Origin of the sequence: Chryseobacterium tructae (genome assembly GCF_030409875.1) — a bacterium.
GTDB classification, from domain to species: Bacteria; Bacteroidota; Bacteroidia; order Flavobacteriales; family Weeksellaceae; genus Chryseobacterium; species Chryseobacterium tructae.
In genome coordinates this window covers 1,397,166-1,419,469 of sequence record NZ_JAUFQR010000001.1, presented here as the reverse complement: position 1 = coordinate 1,419,469, position 22,304 = coordinate 1,397,166, and the positions used below count along the sequence as shown (strand labels likewise).

Here is a 22,304-nt window from a genome sequence, read left to right as displayed (position 1 = left end):
TGATAATAACAATGTTAACAAAAAATGAATATATTTAGCCTCTTAAACAAAACATTAAATTCATGAAAAAACAAAGAGTATCAAATGCATTTGTCGCAGCTTCTTGGGTCGCATTGGGAGCAGGAATGATCGGTTATATCGTAGGTCTTGCAAGAGCAGAAATGTTGCTGAATGAAAAAGGTTACTATTTTACGATCTTATTATATGGTCTATTTGCCGTTGTTTCTTTACAGAAAGCTGTTCGTGATAAATTGGAAAATATCCAGGTAACAGATATTTACTATGGGATTTGTTGGTTTGCTACCCTTTCTTCCATTGTATTGCTGGCTATAGGCCTTTGGAACGCCACTATACTTCCAAGTGAAAAAGGATTCTACGCTTTTGCCTTCCTGCTGGCACTTTTTGGTGCTATTGCTGTTCAAAAGAATACCCGAGACAATATGCTTCAGGAATAATACAAAAACTCTCCCATGCTGGAGAGTTTTTTCATCTTATATTATCAATAATTTAAAAAAAAAGATAGAAAAATCATAAATAATTAACAAAATAATCATTTGCCTTATTTTTACTATATTTATTTCACAAAATATTGACATGCATAAGAAAAATTTACTTTTTATTCTTTTTATTGTATTCTTTCAGATCATAAAAGCTCAAAATGAGTTTATCACAGTCTGGAAGCCTAGTCTTCCTTCGTCGTCTTCCACAGGAATCCCCTATCCTTCTAATGAAAATCAGATCTGGTTTCCTGGAAAAGGAACCGATTACAATATCTATTGGGAAGAAATTGGCTATCCATCTCATAACGCTACTCTATCGAATGTATCTTCCGATTATCAGATCTTTATTGATTTTGGACACCCGCTAAATCCTATTCCTTCCGATGCCACTTACAGGGTAAAAATAAGTAACGGGAGCGGAAGTTTCAATCAAATACAATTTATGAGCTCGCAGATAGTTGGTGGAAACCAGCCTCTTAACATGATAGGAGATTCATATAAAATCGTAAATATTGAACAATGGGGAAATATAGCCTGGGCTTCTATGCAGAATGCATTTCATCGTTGTGAAAATCTGGATATTACTGCAACGGACATTCCTGATCTTTCGGAAGTAAACGATATGTCTAATATGTTTTACAACTGCCATCATCTGATTGGGAATCCTACCATTAATAACTGGGATATATCCAATGTTACCACCTTAGTAGGAACCTTTAATACATGTTATTTATTCAACCAGCCTATAGGAAATTGGAATACCTCTAACGTGACTTCAATGGCAGCGATGTTCCTGATGGCTCAGAAATTCAATCAACCCATTGGAAACTGGAACACCTCTAAAGTAGAAACCACAGCCTCCATGTTTTTTTATGCTTTTGAATTTAATCAGCCTATTGGCAGTTGGAATATGTCCAGAAACCTTCAAATGGAACTAATGTTTGTAAATGCATTACAATTTAACCAACCCATCGGAAACTGGAATACCTCAAACGTCATTGACATGCACTCTATGTTTCAATTTGCAACCAACTTTAACCAGGACATCAGTACCTGGGACACGAGTAAGGTGAAGTTGATGAGATATATGTTTTTGATGGCAGAACAATTCAATGGTAATATTTCAACCTGGAATGTAAGCAGTGTAAAAGATATGTCCAATATGTTTAATGGAGCCAAAAAATTCAATCAAAATATAAGCGGATGGGATGTAAGCTCCGTAACCAGCATGCCTTATATGTTTAGTGATGCGAAGACTTTTGATCAAAATTTAGGAAACTGGAAACTCAACTCATTACAAATAGCCAACAATCTTCTAGAAAATACAGCTATAAGCTGTCAAAACTACAACAACACTCTTTATGGGTGGAGTCAAAATCAGTCACTCGCTAATACGATCAATATATCGCCAGTCACTTCTCTTGTGTATTCAACTCCTCAAGCAGATACAGCAAGAGATTATCTGATCAATTATAAAGGCTGGACAATCACCGGAGATGCCTATAACCCGGAATGTTTATCCCATCTTGGTACTTCAGATATAAAAATGGATAACAAAGTCAGCATCTATCCTAATCCTGCCACAGATATTATTTACATTAAAAACACCACTGCAGATCACTATACAATCCTTGATCTCACAGGAAGAGTTGTTTTAAAAGGAAGTATGACCAATGAAAAAATTAACATCCAAACGTTAGCCCCGGGAAATTATCTTCTACAACTTCATCTAAAAGAGAATACACAGAATTTTAAATTGATAAAAAAGTAAAAGCAAAAAGCCTCATTTTTCAATGAAGCTTTTTATATACGGAGTGTATCTCTCAATTATTTATCAAAATGATTAGGATGCTGTGCTTTAATATCTTCCACAGTTCCCAAAACTTTATCTTTTAATGAGTCCTGATATTTTTGAAGTTTTACGGCAACTTCATCATTACCGCTGCCTATAATTTTAGCCGCTAAAATCCCAGCGTTTAAGGCGCCGTTCAATGCTACAGTTGCTACCGGAATTCCGCCCGGCATTTGAAGGATTGAAAGTACAGAATCCCATCCATCAATAGAATTGCTGGATAAATCGGAACTCCGATTACCGGCAGTGTTGTACAGCTTGCCACCATCCCTGGAAGGTGTGCTGCCCCTCCTGCTCCGGCAACAATTACTTTAAGACCTCTCTCCTGAGCTGTCTTTGCATAATCAAACATTCTTTCCGGCGTTCTGTGTGCTGAAACTACAGTCAATTCATAAGGAATATCCAGACTTTTAAGAAAATTTGCAGCTTGTTCCATGATCGGAAGATCACTCTGACTGCCCATAATAATACCTACCATCTTCAATTTTTATTAGATGTTCAAAGATAAAAAATAAAGCTGGAAGTTAGGAGGCTGGAAGCTGGAAGTTTATTCCGAACAACATAATACCCATTCCTTTCATCCTGTAATTTCTACGAAAACTACTGGTACCTCCATTTTTCCGTTTCCTGCTTCCTTTCCATCCAAATACCACCAAAACGACGTGCTCCTTTATCTATTTCATATGTCAATTACTCTACGGGCTACTATAACTTCCCTCATCCATCTTCCCGCTTCCCTCCTTCCCATCTGTATCATCAAAAATCACTTCAACTGTACCCATTCAAATTTTGAAAAAACTATTACATTTGCTTGTTACACTCTATTTCGCTTTGAAAGATTATAAACTTATTTTCGCTGTTCTTACCGTTGCTTTAGTCTGGGGCACTACATTTTTAGCAATTCGTGTGGCTGTAGAAACTATTCCGGCATGGTTTGTTGCAGGAATCCGTCAGTTCTTGGCTTCTATTATTATGTTGATTATCCTTCTTTCAAGAAAGGAACTCAAATGGATTGGCTGGAAAAGTCTTGGATATCAAATCATTTTTGCATCACTAATGTTGGTTGTTGCTAATGGAATGACCACTGTTGCTGAAGAAACCGTATCAAGCAGCTTGGCATCACTTATCAGTGCCTGTTCTCCTATTCTGGTCTTCTTAGGAAGTGTAGCAGTAGGCTTACAAAAGTTTAGCATCCGCGCATTTCTTGGTGTTCTGATGTGCTTCAGCGGAATCCTTTTTATTTTTTGGGATGGGCTTCAGGATCTTGCCAACCCTGATTATAGAACAGGAATGATCTTCCTTTTCTGTGCTATTTCAGGATGGGCTTCAGGAACTATTTTCACCAAAAAACTGAATATTCAAAGTGGAAATATCACCCTGAATCTATTCTATCAATTTCTATTCGCAGGCATCGTTCAGATTATTCTGGCTTTGATATTTTCAGAAAACTATAATTTCGGAAACTGGACATTAAAAAGTATTTCAGCCATGTTATATCTATCGATTTTTGGCTCAGTAGCAGCTTTTTTTGCTTTTCATTATGCTTTGACTAAAATTTCTCCGGTACAGGTTTCCATATTGGCTTACGTCAATACCATTATTGCTATATTCCTCGGCTGGCTGATAATGGATGAACAGATATCTTTCAAATTTATTCTTGCAGCGGCATTAATTATTTGTGGCGTATTTATTATCAACTACAAACCGGAAATGTTTAAAAGGCAGAAAGTGGCTGCATAAGATTGATTAGCGGGAAAAAATGAATCTTTCCTTTTTTCAAAGATCTTTAAATAAGAGTTTAATGATTATTCAATCTATACATTATTTATAGACTCCGTTCAGCTTTAACCAATCTAAAAACAAATTTGTCCACTCACCGGTATTGGTCTCTTTTTTACCCAATCCCCAGCCATGCCCTCCGGATTGAAACAAATGTAATTCTGCAGGAACTTGGTTATTCTTCAAGGCCTGATACATAAGGATACTGTTTTCTACTGATGAAATGGGGTCATCTTCAGACTGTGCCAGAAAGGTAATTGGAGTTTGTCCTGTGACCTGCTTTTCAACAGAATATTTTATCTGATCTTTTGTATCTGATGATTTTCCCAATAAAGATTTGAAAGAATGCGTTGTATTATTAGGGGGAAGCATGGACACCACAGGATAAATCATTCCGGTAAAATCTGGTCTGGCAGAAACTTGATCTATGGCATCTTGTAATGGATAATACCCTTTATCAAAAGTAGAAGAAATATAACCTGCGAGGTGACCACCCGCAGAAAAGCCCAAAACGCCTATTTTATTAGGATTAATTTTATATTTTTCTGCATTACTTCTGATGATTCGTAAGGCACGTTGAGCATCCTGAAAAGGAACTGATTCGGTAGCCCAGCCTTCTCCTGGCAGTCTGTATATCAATTCAAAAGCTGTAATTCCTTGTGATTTTAGCCACTCTCCCGCAGGATTACCCTCAGAACCAGATTCTATGTGCGCATATCCGCCGCCACTTATTATCAAAACTGCAATTCCATTAGGGTGAGTAGGTTGGTGAATAATCAATTTAGGGGCACTAATATTAGTAAAAGAGCCTTTTGATGAAATAATCACCTCTCCTTTTGGACCAGGCCCATCCGGTATTTTTGTCCAGAGAGTAATGATCGGCAAAAAACTCTGAGCTTCAACTTTATTCTGTGCGAAAGATAAGTTTGAAAAAAGAAAGATCATCCAAAATGTATTTTTCATTTCATTCGGCTTTACTTAATAATATCATAAGATTGGTAAAATTCATATCGTCCAATCATAAGATTAAAAATAATACATATTGAGAAAAAAATCAAGAGGTAAATAGAAGATTATTACCAATTTACAAAAAATAAAATATTCAGGATTCAATCCAGAAAATAAAAGAACATCGGAAAGTCGGTTTTCATATTCTTTTCATTTTTCTTATATTGTATACTCAACCTATACAATATGATTAAAAACACATTTTTCGTACTTCTTGCAGCCTCTTTTCTTCTTGTAAGCTGTGATTACAAAGAAAAGGAAAAGAACCTGACTGACAGGGAAAAACAACTATTGGAAAAAGAAAAAACATTTGCCAAAAAAGAATCGGAATACCAGTCACTTTTAAAAATGAGAGACAGTATTTTTTCTAAAAAAGACTCGGTGGTGATCGCTACCTGGCCTGCTCAAATCTCCGGTCCATGGAACGGAAAAGTAATCTGCACAGAATCTAACTGCAGTGATTATGCTGTGGGTGACCAACGTACGGATATCTGGGAATTTGATAATGATTCTACTCAACCCATTACCAAAATCATTAATAATAATAACCTGGTAAGACTGTATTCCGGAAAATTTGAAAATAACGAGATCAGACTTTCCTTCAAAACAGATTCTACGGCTAAAAAGAATGTAGATATGAGCGTTCTGATTAATGATATTTCTGACAATAAACTCAAGGGAACAAGAACCATTACTTCTGATGGGTGTACAGCTAAGTTCTCTGTTGAATTAGTACGTTCCACCAAATAAACACTTATGATTTTACTGAGTATACACAACCTGAGCCTTCCTATAGAGGATCCGGTACTGAAGTTCCTATTGGTTCTGATCATCATTCTTGCAGCACCATTATTACTGAATAAAATTAAAGTCCCTCATCTTTTAGGTCTTATTATCGCGGGAGCCATCATAGGTCCTAACGGATTTAATGTGCTATCCAGAGACAGCAGTATTGTAGTCACCGGAACAACCGGACTGCTTTACATCATGTTCCTGGCAGGACTGGAAATTGATATGGGAGATTTTAAGAAAAACAAATGGAAAAGTTTAACTTTTGGACTTTATACATTCATTGTTCCCTTTGTACTGGGATATTTGGGAGGGTATTATATCCTTCATTTCTCAATGCTTACATCCATCCTATTTGCCAGTCTTTTCTCTTCCCATACGCTTATTGCGTATCCGTTGGTAAGCAAGCTGGGAATGGCAAAAATAAAGCAGTTAACATTACCGTTGGCGGAACCATGATTACCGATATTCTAGCCTTATTGGTATTGGCGGTGATTGTAGGAATGTCACAAGGCGATGTAGGAACAGAATTTTGGGTGAAATTATCGGTGTCATTCATTGTTTTTGCGCTGATTGTACTGATTGTCTTTCCTATTATAGGGCGTTGGTTCTTCAAAAAAGTTGATGATAAAATTTCACAATATATTTTTGTATTGGTTATGATTTATCTGGCAGCAATGCTTGCAGAACTTGCAGGAGTAGAAGCCATCATCGGAGCTTTCTTTGCCGGATTAGCATTAAACAGGCTTATTCCGCACACCTCTTCTCTGATGAACAGAGTTGAATTTGTAGGAAATGCCATCTTTATTCCTTTTTTCCTGATTAGTGTAGGAATGCTGATTGATTTTAAAGTGTTTTTCAAAAGTTGGGAAACGCTTGAAGTGGCTGGGATCATGCTTGCAGCATCTATTGGTGGAAAATATCTTTCCGCAGTGGCCACTCAAAAAACATTTAAACTAACAAAAGAAGAAGGAAAACTGATCTTCGGTTTAAGCTCGGCCTCTGCAGCGGCAACTTTGGCCTCTGTAATGGTAGGATATAATATCATCCTTTCTGAAACTGAAACCGGAGAACCTGTAAGATTATTGAATGAACACGTATTGAACGGAAGTATCTTATTGATTCTGATCTCCTGTACAATTTCATCATTTATCTCTATGGCCAGTGCCCAAAAAATCGCTGAAGCAGATAATGAAGATACGGTTTCCGGAAACAGCCATGAAGAAGAAAATATCTTGTTGGCCATCAATCACGAAGAAACTGTAGAAAGAATGGTCAACTTGGGAATTTTGATTAAAGCCCATTCCAATACGGAAGATCTTTTCGCTCTAAATGTCATTAATGAAGATAAAAACGAATCCTCTGTAAAGAATGCAGAAAAGCTACTGCACCAAGCATCGGATGCGGCAGCGGCAGCGGATGTTAAGTTACAGGCTCTTAAAAGATATGACAATGATGTTATCAATGGGGTAAACAATGTCATCAAAGAACAAAAATTACCGATCTGATTATCGGGCTGGAAGATGAGAAAGGTTTCTCACCATCTTTTGTTTACAATCTTTATAACGGATACCTTCAGAATGATGATGTAAATATATTAGTATATCATGCTGCGCAACCACTTTCTACCATAAAGAAATACGCAGTCATGATTCCTGAAAACGCTCATAAAGAAGCTGGATTCTTCCATGCCCTGTTAAGGGTTTGGAACATTGCAAGAAATTCCGGGGCTACCGTTGTCTTTTATGCTCCTGAAAATATTCTGGATATCCTTCAGAAGATTATCAAAAAAGCCAATATAGAAGCAGAGTTTATTATTATGAATACATGGCAGGACGGTGAAAAAACGGCAGCCCAACTGAAAGAAAACGAAGCTCTGATTGTTCTGATGGCCAAACGCGGAATGCAATCTTATATTCCTAGAATGAGACTTATTCCGGAACTCCTGAACAGATACCTGAGTGACAATAACTATCTTTTGATCTTCCCATTCTCCGAGTATGACAAAAATAGTCCTGAAATACGTTCTGTAGGCAATCATGGAGATTTCGTGGAAATCGGAAATGTGATTCAGAAGATATTTAAATAAAAAAGTAGAGGATGGAAGCTGGAAGAAGGAGGCCGTAAGTTACGTATCAGCAGTAAACTACTGATGGTAATCTTAAAGGAAAGTATAATTATATATTAATTCTCAATAATTTTCTTCTTCTGGCTTCAAGCCTTTTTACTTATTTTTACCTAAAATTAAAATTCATTGAAAATGAAGAAAATATTCCTTTTAACAGCCGCTTTAAGTGTACAATTATCATTTGCTCAGTTTGCAAAAATTGTAGATAAAGATGGCTATGTGAATATAAGGGAAAATGCAGATGCAAACAGTAATATCGTTGGAAAAATCAATTCGGATGAGATCGTCTATATATTTGATCCTGATCATAAGAATTGGGCGAATGTAAGCAATGGGTATGTTCATAATTCCAGATTGAAATATATAAAATCTTACCCAGCTGTCCCTCCGATTGTACGTGATGCCGGCAAAGCGATCTTTAAGTCCGGAAATATTAAAGTAAATATAGCTTCCGGAAAATTTAACTTTAAAGAAAATGAAAAAGATTTCACTTCAACATTACATGGAGATTTCTATAAGGAACAACAAGTTTGGGGGCTAGACGGAACAATTCCTAAGACACACTATCTTTCCATTACTGCGCAAGTTGGCGATAAAATCATCGAAATTCCAACCAAAGACATTGAGAACTTGTTTCAGGTCAGCAATAAATATACGACCTGTTATTATGACCGTGAAAATGATACGTTGTACATCTCCATGCTGAATTCTGAAGGAGCTGGCACCTATGTGGCACTTTTCACCATTGAAAAGGGTCAATATAAAGGAAGAACGTTGGAGATCCCTTTTTAGTAAAAATAACTGTTTACACCCCATTAAACAATAAAGCTATTATTAAAATTTAAAACCATCCAATGGCATTGAAACCAAAAAAGATATTCCTTGCAGCAGCAATTTTAAGTATTCAATTTTCTTTTGCTCAGTTCGCCAAAATTGTAGATAAAGATGGCTATGTAAATCTAAGAGAAAGTCCGGACGCCAAAAGTAAGATCACAGGAAAAATCAACTCTGATAAAATTGTTTATACTTTTGAGCTGGAAAAAGCTGACAAAAACTGGCTGAATGTTTATGATGATGATAAAACAACGGGTTATATCAATCATTCGAAAGTTAAACTTATTGATTCTTATGAAGTAATTCTTCCTATAACAAAGGATGAAAATAAAGCTATTTTCAAATCCGGAAATATCAAAGTGGATATCATTACTGAAAAGTTCAATTATAAGGAAAATAAAAAGTTCTTTTCTTCATCCAATTATGGTGGCCAAAAAATAGAAGATAAGTATAAAGGGAACCTTATATGGGGAACAGACGGAACCACTCCCAAAACTCACTATAAATCTATCACCGTTCAGATCAAAGATAAAAAAGTTCAGATTCCCAATAAAGAAATTGAAAACCTTTTTAATATCAGCAATGAATTTACAGGGTGTTATTACGATCGTAAAAATGACACGATATATCTCACTATGATTAATTCTGACGGAGCCGGAGCTTATGTTGCTCTTTTTAAAATTGTAAAAGGAGTCTATAAAGAAAGAATTGTAAAAAAACCTTTTTAAGTTAGTTTTAAAATCAGCCAAATTATAAATCATGAAAAAAGCAATTATTTATGTGATCTTATTTATAATTTACTGTCTGCTTGCATTTCCTATTGCCGGTATCGACAACATGTTGAACCTTCATAATTTCTATTTGGTGACAGGTTTGGGATTTGGAATTTTAAACTCAATCATTGCTTTTATTATTTTAAAATGGAAAAGCAGTTTTAATATCACCATCGGATTTGTGATTGCATTTATTTCCTTATCAACAGCTTATCTTTTATTAGAGCTACATTGGGTTCCGAATTGGGATAGCATAGGAATGATGACAGCAATTGTTGGAAATGCAGTAACCTCCATTATACTTTGGGAAACAGCCTTCTGGATTAAGAAGAAGTATGCATCCTATCATTAAGTTTCAAAAGAATATACAAACAAAAATAGCTGTAGAAAACTACAGCTATTTTTTATCTCTTCACTGTTATTCAGAAATCACTCTTACCATTCCTTTTACCATGACAAGCTTTTCCATAAGCTCTTCTCTGGAATCTGCCAACACATTGATGTGCCCCATTTTCCTTCCGGGTTTAGTTTCTGTTTTTCCGTATAAATGAATATAAGTTTCCGGTAATTGAAGAACATCTTCCATTCCTTCGTATACTACCTTTCCAGAGTAGCCTTCTGCTCCTACCAAGTTCAGCATTCCGCTGTAGGTAATGGCATCCGTATCTGCTAAAGGAAGATCCCTTACCACACGATACATCTGTTCGAACTGTGAATTGGTATTTCCTTCCTGGCTTTGGTGCCCGGAGTTATGTAGTCTTGGAGCCGTTTCATTCACCCAAACCTTTCCTTCTTTATCAAGGAATAATTCAATAGCAAAAAGCCCCGGAGAATTGACTGCATTCAAGAACTTCTCTGTAATGACATCAATCTGCTGCTGTACATCTTCAGTCAGAAGAACCGGACATACATTGAAATCCAAAAGATTAAGTTTTGGATCAGCAACCATTTCCGTTACCGGGAAAATATTGGTTTCACCTTTTTCATTTCTGGCAACGATCACAGAAAGCTCCTTATCAATATCTACCAAACTTTCAATCACTGAAGCTTCTTTCCATAAATGCTGATAATCATCTTCTGTTTTGATAACCTGTACTCCTTTCCATCATATCCACCTGTATTCATCTTCTGAACAAATGGCAATGGCATCATGATCTTCTCATCACTGTTCCACACCACCTGAAATTCCGGACTTGGGATATCATGAGCTTTATAAAATTCCTTCTGAAGGATTTTCTGTTGAATGGTTTTGATGATACTTGCATTAGGAACCACTCTGATTCCCTGTTTTTCAAGTTCAGCCAGTGCATCTGCATTTACATGCTCTATTTCGATGGTCACTACATCCTTCTCTTTTCCAAAGTTAAGAACGGTTTCATAATCATTGAAATTACCCTGCGTAAAATACGAGATATTGTGGCATGGTGCGTCAGAAGCCGGATCCAGAGTATAAAACTCATCATCATACTTCAATGCACTTTGTATCAACATTCTTCCCAGCTGTCCGCCTCCCAGAATTCCTATTTTCATTTTTTATTTTTATTAGATTTACGCTTATTGAACTTTATCAATTTTTAAATATCCTAGTCCCATTGGGTTTTCCTGATTTTCAGCATCAGATTTTGTAAGAACAATGGTATATTTTTCTTTCATCGCTGCCGGAAGAATATCACTCACATTGAAAATATCATCAATATCCACTCCATGCTTATCGTCAATATGGCTTACAGCTCCTTCAAATCCCATTGTCTGATAAAATTCAGTAGCTTTGGCACGTTTCACGATCTCTCCCATCGTTTGTCCTACCATCAAATGCTGCTCATGGAATTCTTCAAAAAATCCAGGCTTATATCCTCCTAAATTAAGGAAAAACAACTGGTTTTCTGATGTATCTGCTCCTCTTTCAACGATCTTCACCTCATAGCCATCAGCAAATTTCACTTCCTGATAACAATCAAGGTGAATCTTACCTTCTGCTTCTTTCCAGAAGTCCTTCATATCGGGAACCAAATCTTTAAGATTCTCTGCAATTCCGAAAAATACGTCATGCTGTTCGATATTTCGTCCTTTGGGAGTTGCCCCAAGGATGACATAAAATAATTTCATTTCACTTTTCATGCATACAAAAATACGTTAAATTTATCTTTTTCAAATGTTTGGCAGACTACTACAATAATTTTATATTTGTAACATTAATTGTAGTATGTCAGAAATCATCATACTCTTCTTTGGCGCTATTTCTGCGGGCCTTGTAGGCTCACTTACAGGGCTGGGAGGGGGAGTTATCATCATTCCTTTATTAACGCTGGGATTCGGCGTACCAATGCACTATGCTATCGGGGCTTCTCTCATTTCTGTAATCGGAACGTCTTCCGGTGCTGCGGTTGCCTTCGTAAAAGAAGGTTTTACCAATATGAGGATCGGAATGTTTCTCGAAATAGCCACTACTGCTGGAGCCATCGTAGGTGCCTTAGTTTCAGGAATGCTTAATCCGAATACCATCGGAATTATTTTCGCCAGTATTCTTCTTCTAACAGTTATTTTAAATTTAAAAGGAAAACCTGACCATCAGGAACCTTTGATCAATGGAAGTCTGGAAGAGAGGCTCAAACTTTACGGAACTTTCCCGGATAAAGGAATATTGAAAAGCTATTCTGCAAGAAATACAGTTCCCGGATTTTTGATGATGATGTTTGCCGGAGCGATGTCCGGATTATTGGGAATTGGATCTGGCGCCTTGAAAGTACTGGCGATGGACAATATGATGAAATTGCCTTTCAAAGTTTCTACAACAACCAGTAATTTATGATTGGAGTAACGGCTGTTGCCAGTGCACTGATCTATTTCCAAAGAGGTGAAATTATTCCGGTAATTGCAGCTCCTGTACTGATTGGAGTGGTGATTGGAAGTTTTATAGGTTCTAAAACTTTGATGGTCTCCAAAACCAAAAAGCTGAAGGTGTTTTTTGCCATTGTAATTACAATCCTTTCAGTCTATATGATGTATAACGGAATCAACAAAAGCTTCAGATAATGAAAAAGAATTTTACAGATGTAGATCTGAACCGTTCCGTAGGAAATCTCCTGAGACTGGGTGTAATTCTGTCTGTGGCTACTTCACTGATCGGTTTTATCAAACTGTTTACCGAAGGTTTTGAAATGCCTAAAAAATACACAAGCCTTGCAGTAAGCTCCTCTTCTGATAAAGTATGGAGCCACTTTTGGGATTCTTTATGCAAAGGAGAAGGGATGGCTATTATTCAGCTTGGAATCCTGATCCTGATCCTTACTCCACTGATGAGAATTATCTTCGCTTTAATAGGCTACTTAAAAGAAAAAGACTACGTATATGTATTCATTTCTTCAATTGTTTTAGCGATTATGGCAGTAAGCTTCTTTGCAGGTTACGCACATTAATTACATTTCATAAAACTCCAACGGCAACTGGTCTGGATCCTGAGTAAAGAAAAATTCTTTTCCTGTGAACTCATCAATACGAATCTCTTCACAATCTAGCCCCTTTCCTATCAATTCGTTTCGCTTTTCCATTACATTTTCAACCGAAAAAGCAAGATGCCTTAAGCCACATGCCTCAGGGCGAGATGGCCTTGCAGGAGGCTTGGGAAAAGAGAACAGTTCAATCACATAATGATCTCCTATAGCCAGATCCAGTTTATAAGACTGCCTTTCTTCACGGTACACTTCACGGACAATCTGTAACCCTATAATCTCTGTATAAAAATTCTTTGACACTTCGTAATCTGAACCAATGATGGCAATATGGTGGATTTTCATTTTGTTCTTGAATAGTTTTAATTATTTTATTTCCTTGCAATTATCCTTTCTTCTGGTATCAATAATATATTGAATTTTCCACTCACTGTTTTGCTGAATTAATTGAAAACTGTTAGCTCCACAATGAGATAATTTTCCTTTCAGATAGAAGCTATAGGGAGTAAATACGCTTGCCAGCCTTCCATCTGTATGAATAGCTTCTACTAAAATTCTTTCATCCAGATCACCCTTGGTAAACTTTGAAACAGAATCAATAAAATCCTGTACACTATCGTTTTTTACAGCTCCATCCTTTGTAATGGTTTGCAAAATAGCATTTTCAGCAAAAGCTGTTTTTACAAGCTCTGCATCCGCATTTTTCATGCCAAGAAACAGGTTACGAATAGGCCTTTCTATTTCCTGATTTTGCTGTCCGAAACAGAAGCTAGTGAATATGAGAAGAATTATGGCCATTTTATTCATAAGAAAAAGGTTTAGAAAACTAAAATAAGTAAAATAAAATTTAAATTGGTTATAAGATTTTAAAATTCATTTTTCTTAAATTGTGACAAAATTATTTCAGACAAAGAATTTTCATATGTGGATTATTTATATGATTCTGACCATACTTTTACTGGTCTTAACTATACTACCCAAAATTCAGCATTCTCACTGGATATTCCGGGTTCCCGAATTTGCTAAAATACAGGTCACTTATCTTATATTTTTTACTTTTCTATTAGGATTCATGATTAATTCTACAGAATATTTATGGTATTATCAGGGGTTTCTGCTTGTTTTATTTGTTTACCACAGCCAAACCCTCATTAAATATACGCGCTTCTATCCTGTAAAAAAACATAAACACCGTCACAAATCCTCCGGAAAACTCCATTTTGTCTCTGCCAATGTGTATCAGTTCAATAAGGAATATAAAAGATTTTCTAAGCTTATTGAAAAATATGAGCCTGATTTTTTCATGACTATGGAAAGCAATAGCGATTGGGAAAAAGCAATGAGAAATCTGGAAAAAAAATATCCCCACCAGCATAAAGTAACTCTTGAAAACACTTATGGCATGCACTTCTATTCAAAGATTGAAATTAAGGAAGCCAGAACTCATTATTTTGTAGCAGATGATATTCCGAGCATTGAAATACATATGGAAACCACTGATGGTTTTTCTTTTGTTTTCTTTGGGGTTCACCCTCCACCACCAAGTCCTACAGAGGAGGAAACTTCCAAGGAAAGAGATGGCGATCTTCTAAGTACAGCCAAACAGGTAAAAGATATCGAAAAACCGGTTATTGTTGTAGGAGATTTCAATAACGTTGCTTGGTCAAGATCATCTGTACTTTTCAGAAAAACAAGTCATCTAATAGATCCGAGAATAGGGCATTCTTTTGTTTCTACTTTCCATGCAAAATATCGTTTTTTAAGATTTCCCATTGATCTGATGTTTCACAGCGAAGATATTTTTATAAGACAGTTGAAGACATTGGAAAGTTTTGGTTCAGATCATCTTCCGGTATACTGTGAGTTTTTCATAGACCATCACAATGGTCAACAGGTAGAACTTATAGAAACAGCAACTCCAGAAGAAAAAGCAGAAGCAGAAATCATGATAGAAGAAGGAAAACAGGAAGATGGCAATCGGGAAGTAATTGCTACTGAAGATTAAACATAAAAAAGGTGGGCTAAAGTCCACCTTTTTTGAATATTGTCTTTCTTTTTAAAACCTCATTACATCTTTCACGATTCCATTTTTCTGTGTATGTTGTAATAATTCGGCTTCGATGAATGTCTTGATTTGTTCTTCTGAAGTATCATTCGGGAATAAAAGATGTACGTTGGCACCTGCATCCAAGGTAAAGAATAACGGAAGTCCCGTTTCTCTTCTGAAGTCCCAGATTTTATTAATGACCTCTAAGGTTCCTGTTTTCATCAGGATAAAAGCAGGATCACTCATCATCATCATGGCGTGAAGAGTAAGTGCCTCATGTTCTACCAATTTGATAAAGCTTTCCATATCTCCGCTTTTCAGGATCTCCTTCATCGGAACAAAGTTTTCTCTTGCTTCCTGGAATCTTCTTTCTGCATAAGGATTTGATTTCATTAAACCATGTCCAACTGTTGAAGAAACACTTTTTTGCCCTTCATGAATCAATAATACCCAGTCATTGAAACTCTTAAATACTTTATGAATCTCAGTATCAGGATAAGGTACCGCAAACAGATCAGAGCTTCCCTGAACCTCTTCTGTTTCTCCCCAAACGATCAATCCGTTGTATAAACTTCTACATGCACTTCCACTTCCTAATCTCGCTAAAAACGAGGCTTTTCTTAAAGATTCTTCTTCAGAAGGTTTCCCTGTGAAGCTTTCATCCAATGCCATCAGACATTTTGCAATCGCTCCAAATCCTGAAGCCGAACTTGCAATCCCGGAACTGTGTGGAAATGTATTTTCTGTTCTGATGATGTATTTTCCTTTTAAAATCCAAGGAAGGTATTGCTCAATATTCTTGAAATATTTTTCAATCTTTTCAGCAAATTTCGTCTCTTCATTTCCTGCTAGGAAAGTCTGTACAGAAAAAGCTTCATTGGCCAGAAATTCCATGGTAGTATTCGTCTTACAATGATTTAAGGTATAACTGATACTCGGATTAGCCGGAATCTGATTGTCGTACTTTCCCCAATATTTAATTAAGGCAATATTAGACGGACAGCTCTCTGAAACCGTTTGTGCATGTATGGTAAAATTTTCTTTTCCTATAAATTCTTGTGTTGTTGTCATCCCTTTAATTCAAAAATGATAAACTTATTTTTAATCTCAACAATTAAGGTTCTCATTAATTGCTGATTCTTTTTATATGCTCTATAATATGAAAGACATGTTTTAATCCAAGGATAATTTAATACGTCTCCCCTTTATAAAATTTTTTCATAATTATTTTTCGTGCTTTTTAATATATTGATTCAATGAAAATTGAACGTGCAGTATTCCTATGAAAAATACCCAAACGGAATTGATATTGATCCCTACTAATTTTTTGATCATTTGTTTTCGGAGGGAAAAAATACAAACTAAAAAACATGTTACATAGCCAATTTGTCCCAGCCAATACAAAATCATCAAAATCTTCTCATTTGAGGGAGAAGAAGAAGAGCCAAATATTCCAATTAAACATACATGAATACATGAGAGAAAGAATATTAACAGAATAATCCACACTTTAATTCCTGCATTGAATTTAATATCTTTTTTAATAAACCAATATGGAACATAAAGACCAAAACTTAACGTAGAATATACAATGAGGAGAAAAATATTTTCTCTTTTTATTTCATTTTTAAGAATCTCAAATTTCAGCAAATAAACAATTATACCATACAAAGTAAGCTTATATCCAAAACCTCCAACCAAGCTAATGAAAGGGTACCATTTCAGAATATCTGATGATGTTTTGTAATCTGCTAGCAAAAGCTTATTTGCATAATATTGTAAAATATAACCTAAAATAGTAAAAACAAGTCCTATCAATAAGTAATAATTCACTTTATCTTTTGAAATCTTATTTGAAAAATAAAGATAAAAGATAATGATGATAAGACTTAAAGCTGAAAAGTAGTTTAATAAATCCGGAATAATTTTTTGTAACATACAATTTAATTTTAATGAGTATCAAAAAGCTAATACATCTTCTCTATAATATCCGCATATTTTTTAAGAACTACATTTCTTTTCACTTTCAATGTTGGAGTAATTTCTCCCGTATTGATATCAAATTCGGCCGGCATCAGTGTAAATTTCTTTACTTTCTCATAGTCGGCAAGGTGACTTTGTAATTCTTTTATTTTTTCTTTATAAAGGCTTATTATCTTATCATTTTTTACAGCTTCCTCCCAATTGGTAAAAGGGATATTATTCTTTTTAATATAATCCTGTAAGAATTCAAAATTCGGAACAATTAAAGCAGATACAAATTGTCTTCCTTCCGCAACCAACATGATTTGTTGAATGAAATTATTATTGGTCAGAAGGTTTTCAATCTGTTGTGGGGCAATATACTTTCCGTTGGAAGTTTTCATCAGATCTTTAAGCCTGTCTGTGATGATAAGATTTCCTTTATCATCAATTTTACCTGCATCTCCTGTTTTAAACCAGCCATCTTCTGTAAATACCTTTTCAGTTTCTTCAGGTCTTTTATAATAGCCTTTCATGATTCCGTTTCCTCGGGCTTGAATCTCATCGCTTTCTCCAATACGGATTTCTACTCCCGGTAAAGGTTTTCCGCTTGTTGCATGCTCAAAGTGAGTTAAAGGAAAAAGAGTTAAAGTTGCGGTCGTTTCCGTTAAACCATATCCAACCGTAACGTGAATACCCACTGATTCAAAAAATTTGGTTACCTCAGGTGATAATGAAGCTCCACCACAAGGTAAAAACCATAATCTACCACCCATTTTATTCTTGATCTTACTGAAGACCAACATATCTGCCACTGATTCTTTTAATTTTAATCCAAAAGGAATCGATCTTTCATTTCTTCTCAATTCTGCAGTTTCCCATCCGGTTTTAAGCGCCCAATCGAATATTTTCTTCTTCAATGATGAACCTTCTTCTGCTTTTTCCAACACTCCGGCATAAACTTTCTGGAAGAATCTTGGTACTGCACACATGGCAGTAGGCTTTACTTCTTCCAATGCTTTGGCTACATTTTTCGGATCTTCAAGGAAGTAAACTCTTGCTCCCCCGTATAAACATAATAAACTCCAGCTTCTTTCAAAAACGTGGCTTAATGGTAAAAATGCCAGAGAAAGCTCTTCTTCAAAGTTTTTAAATTTAAAAAATTCAAAGTGAGAATCAAATGCTTTGATAAAATTTCCATGAGTAAGCATTACTCCTTTAGGTGTTCCTGTAGTTCCGGAAGTATAGATCAACGTTGCTGTATCATCGTATTCTTTTTTACAGATTTCCAGCTCCGGAGAAGATTTCGCTATAAAATCTTCCAGATAATAACTATTGAATTCTTTCTTGATCCATACTGCTTTTTTAGAAATAAGAATGGTTTCAAGTTGATTGCTTTCTTTATTTAAAAATTCCAGACAAGCATCATATTGCCCCTGATTTCCCACTAAAACGACCTTCGCTTCGGAATCGTTAATGATATATTCTGCCTGCTCAGCATTATTGGTAGAGTAAATGGGAACGGTAACTGCTCCGATAGCCATTGCCGCTAAATCTACGATCACCCATTCAGATGAATTATCTGAATAAATAGCCACTTTATCATTTTCCTGAACTCCTGCTTCTTTTAATGCGTTGGCTGTTTTAAAAATAATTTCACTGAATTTTTTCCAGCTTAGCTCTTTCCAGGCTTCATCTTTCTTTTTAAAGCCAATTGCTGCTTTTATAGGATGTTTTTCTACATTTTTAAGGATAATTGCCTCTGCAAGATTCATTTCTTCAGCTTTTTGTCGTTAATATAATTGTTCAGGTGAAAGTCGATGCTTTCTTGGATTGGAATAAACTGGTAATTCAGTTTTTCCGTGACTTTGTGATTGGAAATGGTGTTGAATGAGGAAATCGCCTCAATATTTGATTCTGTAGCCATTTTTAGTTTAGGAATCAGCCATCCCAAAAGAGTATTGGCTAGTTTTCCTATATTCAATTGAGATCTTGTAAGGATTCTCGCCTCTTTAAGTCCCAATCGGGTTCTGATCTGTTTTGCCAGATCGGCATATCTGTTATTTTCAGAAACAATGATAAATCGTTCTCCAAAAATATTGTTTTCCATCAGTTCAATCGCAGTTTTAGCAACATCTCTTACATCTACATAAGCAGATCCTCCGGCAAAGGTAAAACTATTGTCTTCAAAGGTTGAAAAAAGCTCACCACTGCTTTGTGTCCAGTTTCCACTTCCTACGATCATACCAGGATTAATGATTACTATATTCATTCCTTCGGCAGAAGCTCTCCAGGCTTCCATTTCAGATAGATGTTTGGAAATGGCATAAGCAGAATGCTCCAATTTTGGATTAAAATCAGACTCTTCATCCAGTTCTCCTTTTTCGTTATAGTTATCTAAAACGGCTACAGAGCTTACATGCAGAAACTTTTTAACTTCGGATCCTTCGCAGGCATACAATAAGTTTTCAGTCCCTTTAATATTGGTAGCATACATCTCTTTTTCATCTTTGGGATGAAAACTTACTTTTGCGGCACAATGATAAACCTCATCTACCCCTTTCAAGGCTTCTTTTAAGGAATCAATATCTTCAAAATCCACATTTATCCATTCGATTTTATTGAAAAAATCATCAGGATTCTCCGTATAAAAGCTGTATGAATGCCTTACTTCGTTTAAATTGCTGCCCGGTCTTTTGGAAGCACGTACGTTTTTACCTCTTTTAAGAAGCTCCAGCACGATTATTCTCCCCAGAATTCCGGTTGCACCCGTTACAAAAACCATTAATGTATGTTACTTGATTGCTGACTAAAATATGACAATATTTTCTATCCGGCAATTCTTCAGGTTTCTGCAAAAGTTACCTAAAAAACTGCTTTTGCAAATTTGCGATTTTTAAAGCAAAATTCAAGTTTATTTAACCAATATTATCATTCTGGAAATCACAAAATATGAAACTAAAAAGAGATCCTTATTATTTTAGACACAAAAGTTTTTGAACACTTAAGAAATTTAAGTTACCAGCTTTGTTTATAAGAAGTCTATGAAGCTTAGTGAAAATCCCTATCTTTTGGAAGAGGGGGTTAAAAAAAGCCCTGGAAGCTAAAAAACCTCCAGGACTACTATATAAAAAGTTAATCATTTATATCATTATACCATCACTACATTGTCTCTCCTCGGAGCTTTATCACACAAAACATCTGCAATACTTTTAGAGATCAGGTTTCCTTCCGTACGATTATCCAGCCAGAAAAATTCTCCTGCGGCATTGATTTCTATAAAATAATACTCATCCTCCGGAGAAACAATAATGTCTATTGCTCCGTAGTCAACATTGTAAACATCGAGAAGCTCCAGAAGTTTTTCTTGAACCTCTGTTGGTAATTCTGTCGGTGTCCATTTATCTAACAAATTAACACCATCTTTTCTCCAATCCACTTTAGCATCTTCAAACTGTTGGGAATCTACTTCAAAAGCGTACACATCTCTTCCCACTATGGTAACCCGAAGTTCCTTTTTCTTTTGAATCATCTTCTGAAACTGCATCGGGCAATACAAAAGTGAATCCAGTTCTTCAAGTTTATCTTCACTCACAACATTGGTGAACACTACATTTTCTACACCATCCTCATAGATCGCAAAGCCTGTTTGCATTTTAGCCACAACATTCTGATGTTTCAAAATAAATTGCTTTGCTTCTTCAGGATTATTGGTAAGACAAGTTTCGGGAACAGTAAGTCCTATTTTATGAGCAATTTTCAGTTGTTCTTCTTTGCTATCAAGCCTCCTGTAAACACTTGGTTTCCCTAATGAATACGCATCAATAGATTCAAGAAACCCAAATAATGTATTGCGAATTTCTCCCATCGCCGCATTATAGAACTTTCCATCTATCTCTTCTTTTAATCCTTTTCCTATATTATAAGCCCGGCGATACCAAACTGCTGAAATATCATCTAACCGGTATTTTTTTTCTGCTGTCTCGAGGATTGTAATCCATTCTCCATCCTGGAAAACGGTAGACAATTTATTCTGCAACGGATATAAATCAACATCAAATCGAATAACCTCACAATGGTTATCCTGAATATATTCTGTTACTTTTTCAATGGAAAAATTATCTGCAGTATGTGTTATAATTAATATTTTATTCATGGATATTGATTCTTTTGATAAGCTTTTCGGCAATTCTTTCTGCGATGGGAAAACCCAGCTCTTTTTGAAGCATTCCCCATTCTCCCTGCGGATTGACTTCCAAAAAATAATACTTCCTGTCCTTTCCCCGGATCATATCAATAGCTCCGGTATACAATCCCATTTCCTTCATCATAGAAGTAAGATTAGATTTGATATCATCCGGAAGTTCATAAGCTATCCAGAAATAATTTTCATGACTTACTCTCCAATCTGCATTTTCACTATTATTGATCTTTCCGGTATAAAACTCACCGTCTATATACATGATTCTCAATTCGTATTCCTTATCGATATAAGGCTGAAAAATCATGGGACAATAGATTATATCCGAAAGGTTTTCCAATGTATCTTCTTCAATCACCATTGTAGAAACGATCCCTTCACCACTCATTGTTTTTCTGGTTACACTATGAAGTTTAGCAATCGCTTTTCCTGAACAATATTGATCAAAAAAAGCTTTTACTTTTTCTTCATCATTAGAAAAAATAGTGGGCGGAATGAGCAGATTATTTCGTTGGGCAATTTTCAACTGAAACATTTTATTTCCGTCAATCTTCTTTTCATTCTCATAAGGATTGATCCAAGGCAGATGCTCTAATTGAGTCAACAGATTATAGCGAAGGTTTGTATATTCATTCAGGAATATTTTTTCATAGTCCTGGTCGAGTTCTTCAGGTATACTGATCCGCCATGCTTTTCTGTGCCATACTCCTTTAATCATATCCGAATGAAGGGTATTTCCATGCTCATCAGTTATCTCAAAAGAATTTTCATTGACGCTGATCTTCTGAAGATGGTTCAAACGATCTGAATTCAGTCTGAAATAAGGAATATTTTTAGAGGAAAGGTATTGAAAGAAATGATCAATAGTATAAAAATCCTGTGAATGGGTGATACAGAGAATCATTTGCCGATTTTATTAAAAAGGGAAACTTAACCTTTTAAGTTTCCCTTTTCGTTACAATTTTATTAATATGTTATTATA

General features: G+C 35.7%; 20 protein-coding genes and 4 pseudogenes. 12 read left to right on the top strand and 12 right to left on the bottom strand.

The annotated features are described in order from the left end of the window. Positions 1–62 precede the first annotated feature (62 nt). On the top strand, positions 63–455 hold the full coding sequence (gene yiaA / locus QWZ06_RS06905; protein ID WP_089737179.1) for an inner membrane protein YiaA: 393 nt from the start codon (positions 63–65) through the stop codon (positions 453–455). 139 nt (positions 456–594) lie between these two features. Next, complete coding sequence (locus tag QWZ06_RS06900) at positions 595–2,271, top strand: BspA family leucine-rich repeat surface protein (RefSeq protein WP_290296717.1); 1,677 nt, start codon at positions 595–597, stop codon at positions 2,269–2,271. Between the two features lie 56 nt (positions 2,272–2,327). Here the strand turns inward: QWZ06_RS06900 and purE are convergent. Then, a pseudogene (purE, locus tag QWZ06_RS06895) lies at positions 2,328–2,830 on the bottom strand (5-(carboxyamino)imidazole ribonucleotide mutase). Positions 2,831–3,183: 353 nt separating this feature from the next. Between purE and QWZ06_RS06890 the strand changes: the two are divergent. After that, positions 3,184–4,092, top strand: a complete 909-nt coding sequence (locus tag QWZ06_RS06890) for a DMT family transporter (RefSeq protein WP_290301307.1) — start codon at positions 3,184–3,186, stop codon at positions 4,090–4,092. Between the two features lie 81 nt (positions 4,093–4,173). On the opposite strand, the gene QWZ06_RS06885 is transcribed toward QWZ06_RS06890, so the two are convergent. After that, positions 4,174–5,094, bottom strand: a complete 921-nt coding sequence (locus QWZ06_RS06885; protein WP_290296715.1) for an alpha/beta hydrolase — start codon at positions 5,092–5,094, stop codon at positions 4,174–4,176. 231 nt (positions 5,095–5,325) lie between these two features. Here QWZ06_RS06885 and QWZ06_RS06880 point away from each other — a divergent pair, with 231 nt between their 5' ends. The 6 genes and pseudogenes from QWZ06_RS06880 (at position 5,326) to QWZ06_RS06850 (ending at position 10,015) form a co-directional block, all read left to right on the top strand. Then, positions 5,326–5,889 (top strand): hypothetical protein, encoded by a 564-nt coding sequence (locus QWZ06_RS06880; RefSeq protein WP_290296713.1) that lies wholly within the window; start codon positions 5,326–5,328, stop codon positions 5,887–5,889. 6 nt (positions 5,890–5,895) lie between these two features. Then, positions 5,896–7,436 (top strand): annotated as a pseudogene (locus QWZ06_RS06870) (cation:proton antiporter). Positions 7,437–7,576: 140 nt separating this feature from the next. Then, positions 7,577–8,017: a hypothetical protein gene (locus tag QWZ06_RS06865; protein ID WP_290296709.1), complete on the top strand. Its 441-nt coding sequence runs from the start codon at positions 7,577–7,579 to the stop codon at positions 8,015–8,017. A gap of 171 nt (positions 8,018–8,188) precedes the next feature. Continuing rightward, complete coding sequence (locus QWZ06_RS06860) at positions 8,189–8,848, top strand: SH3 domain-containing protein (protein WP_290296708.1); 660 nt, start codon at positions 8,189–8,191, stop codon at positions 8,846–8,848. 62 nt (positions 8,849–8,910) lie between these two features. Continuing rightward, complete coding sequence (locus QWZ06_RS06855; protein ID WP_290296706.1) at positions 8,911–9,618, top strand: SH3 domain-containing protein; 708 nt, start codon at positions 8,911–8,913, stop codon at positions 9,616–9,618. Positions 9,619–9,649: 31 nt separating this feature from the next. Continuing rightward, positions 9,650–10,015, top strand: a complete 366-nt coding sequence (locus tag QWZ06_RS06850; protein ID WP_290296704.1) for a hypothetical protein — start codon at positions 9,650–9,652, stop codon at positions 10,013–10,015. A 66-nt stretch (positions 10,016–10,081) separates the two neighbouring features. Here QWZ06_RS06850 and QWZ06_RS06845 read toward each other — a convergent pair. Both QWZ06_RS06845 and QWZ06_RS06840 read right to left on the bottom strand, forming a co-directional pair. Beyond that, positions 10,082–11,193 (bottom strand): annotated as a pseudogene (locus QWZ06_RS06845) (5-(carboxyamino)imidazole ribonucleotide synthase). A gap of 24 nt (positions 11,194–11,217) precedes the next feature. After that, on the bottom strand, positions 11,218–11,769 hold the full coding sequence (locus QWZ06_RS06840; protein WP_290296703.1) for a DUF1543 domain-containing protein: 552 nt from the start codon (positions 11,767–11,769) through the stop codon (positions 11,218–11,220). A gap of 97 nt (positions 11,770–11,866) precedes the next feature. Between QWZ06_RS06840 and QWZ06_RS06835 the strand changes: the two are divergent. Then, positions 11,867–12,696, top strand: a pseudogene (locus tag QWZ06_RS06835) (sulfite exporter TauE/SafE family protein). After that, the gene (locus tag QWZ06_RS06830) at positions 12,696–13,079 is read left to right on the top strand and encodes a DUF1634 domain-containing protein (protein WP_290296702.1); all 384 of its coding nucleotides are present in this window, start codon (positions 12,696–12,698) and stop codon (positions 13,077–13,079) included. The pseudogene QWZ06_RS06835 and the gene QWZ06_RS06830 overlap by 1 nt, the downstream one beginning before the upstream one ends. Here QWZ06_RS06830 and gloA2 read toward each other — a convergent pair whose 3' ends face one another. After that, complete coding sequence (gloA2, locus tag QWZ06_RS06825; RefSeq protein WP_290296701.1) at positions 13,080–13,457, bottom strand: SMU1112c/YaeR family gloxylase I-like metalloprotein; 378 nt, start codon at positions 13,455–13,457, stop codon at positions 13,080–13,082. A gap of 21 nt (positions 13,458–13,478) precedes the next feature. Beyond that, positions 13,479–13,919, bottom strand: a complete 441-nt coding sequence (locus QWZ06_RS06820; protein WP_290296699.1) for a nuclear transport factor 2 family protein — start codon at positions 13,917–13,919, stop codon at positions 13,479–13,481. A gap of 115 nt (positions 13,920–14,034) precedes the next feature. On the opposite strand from QWZ06_RS06820, the gene QWZ06_RS06815 reads away from it, so the two are divergent. After that, on the top strand, positions 14,035–15,117 hold the full coding sequence (locus QWZ06_RS06815) for an endonuclease/exonuclease/phosphatase family protein (protein WP_290296698.1): 1,083 nt from the start codon (positions 14,035–14,037) through the stop codon (positions 15,115–15,117). Positions 15,118–15,168: 51 nt separating this feature from the next. Here the strand turns inward: QWZ06_RS06815 and QWZ06_RS06810 are convergent, their stop codons facing one another. The 6 genes from QWZ06_RS06810 to QWZ06_RS06785 form a co-directional block, all read right to left on the bottom strand. Further along, positions 15,169–16,230, bottom strand: a complete 1,062-nt coding sequence (locus tag QWZ06_RS06810) for a diphosphomevalonate decarboxylase (RefSeq protein ID WP_290296696.1) — start codon at positions 16,228–16,230, stop codon at positions 15,169–15,171. A 153-nt stretch (positions 16,231–16,383) separates the two neighbouring features. Then, a complete protein-coding gene (locus tag QWZ06_RS06805) occupies positions 16,384–17,097 on the bottom strand; it encodes a hypothetical protein (protein ID WP_290296694.1) in 714 nt (237 codons plus the stop codon). Positions 17,098–17,126: 29 nt separating this feature from the next. After that, positions 17,127–18,896 (bottom strand): AMP-dependent synthetase/ligase, encoded by a 1,770-nt coding sequence (locus QWZ06_RS06800; RefSeq protein WP_290296692.1) that lies wholly within the window; start codon positions 18,894–18,896, stop codon positions 17,127–17,129. Continuing rightward, positions 18,893–19,906 carry an NAD-dependent epimerase/dehydratase family protein gene (locus QWZ06_RS06795; RefSeq protein WP_290296690.1) on the bottom strand — a complete coding sequence of 338 codons (1,014 nt, stop codon included), beginning with the start codon at positions 19,904–19,906 and terminating at the stop codon, positions 18,893–18,895. The genes QWZ06_RS06800 and QWZ06_RS06795 overlap by 4 nt, the downstream gene beginning before the upstream one ends. A gap of 366 nt (positions 19,907–20,272) precedes the next feature. Further along, the gene (locus QWZ06_RS06790) at positions 20,273–21,277 is read right to left on the bottom strand and encodes an MvdD family ATP-grasp ribosomal peptide maturase (RefSeq protein ID WP_290296688.1); all 1,005 of its coding nucleotides are present in this window, start codon (positions 21,275–21,277) and stop codon (positions 20,273–20,275) included. Further along, the gene (locus tag QWZ06_RS06785; RefSeq protein WP_290296687.1) at positions 21,270–22,226 is read right to left on the bottom strand and encodes an MvdC/MvdD family ATP grasp protein; all 957 of its coding nucleotides are present in this window, start codon (positions 22,224–22,226) and stop codon (positions 21,270–21,272) included. The genes QWZ06_RS06790 and QWZ06_RS06785 overlap by 8 nt, the downstream gene beginning before the upstream one ends. Between the last annotated feature and the right edge of the window lie 78 nt (positions 22,227–22,304).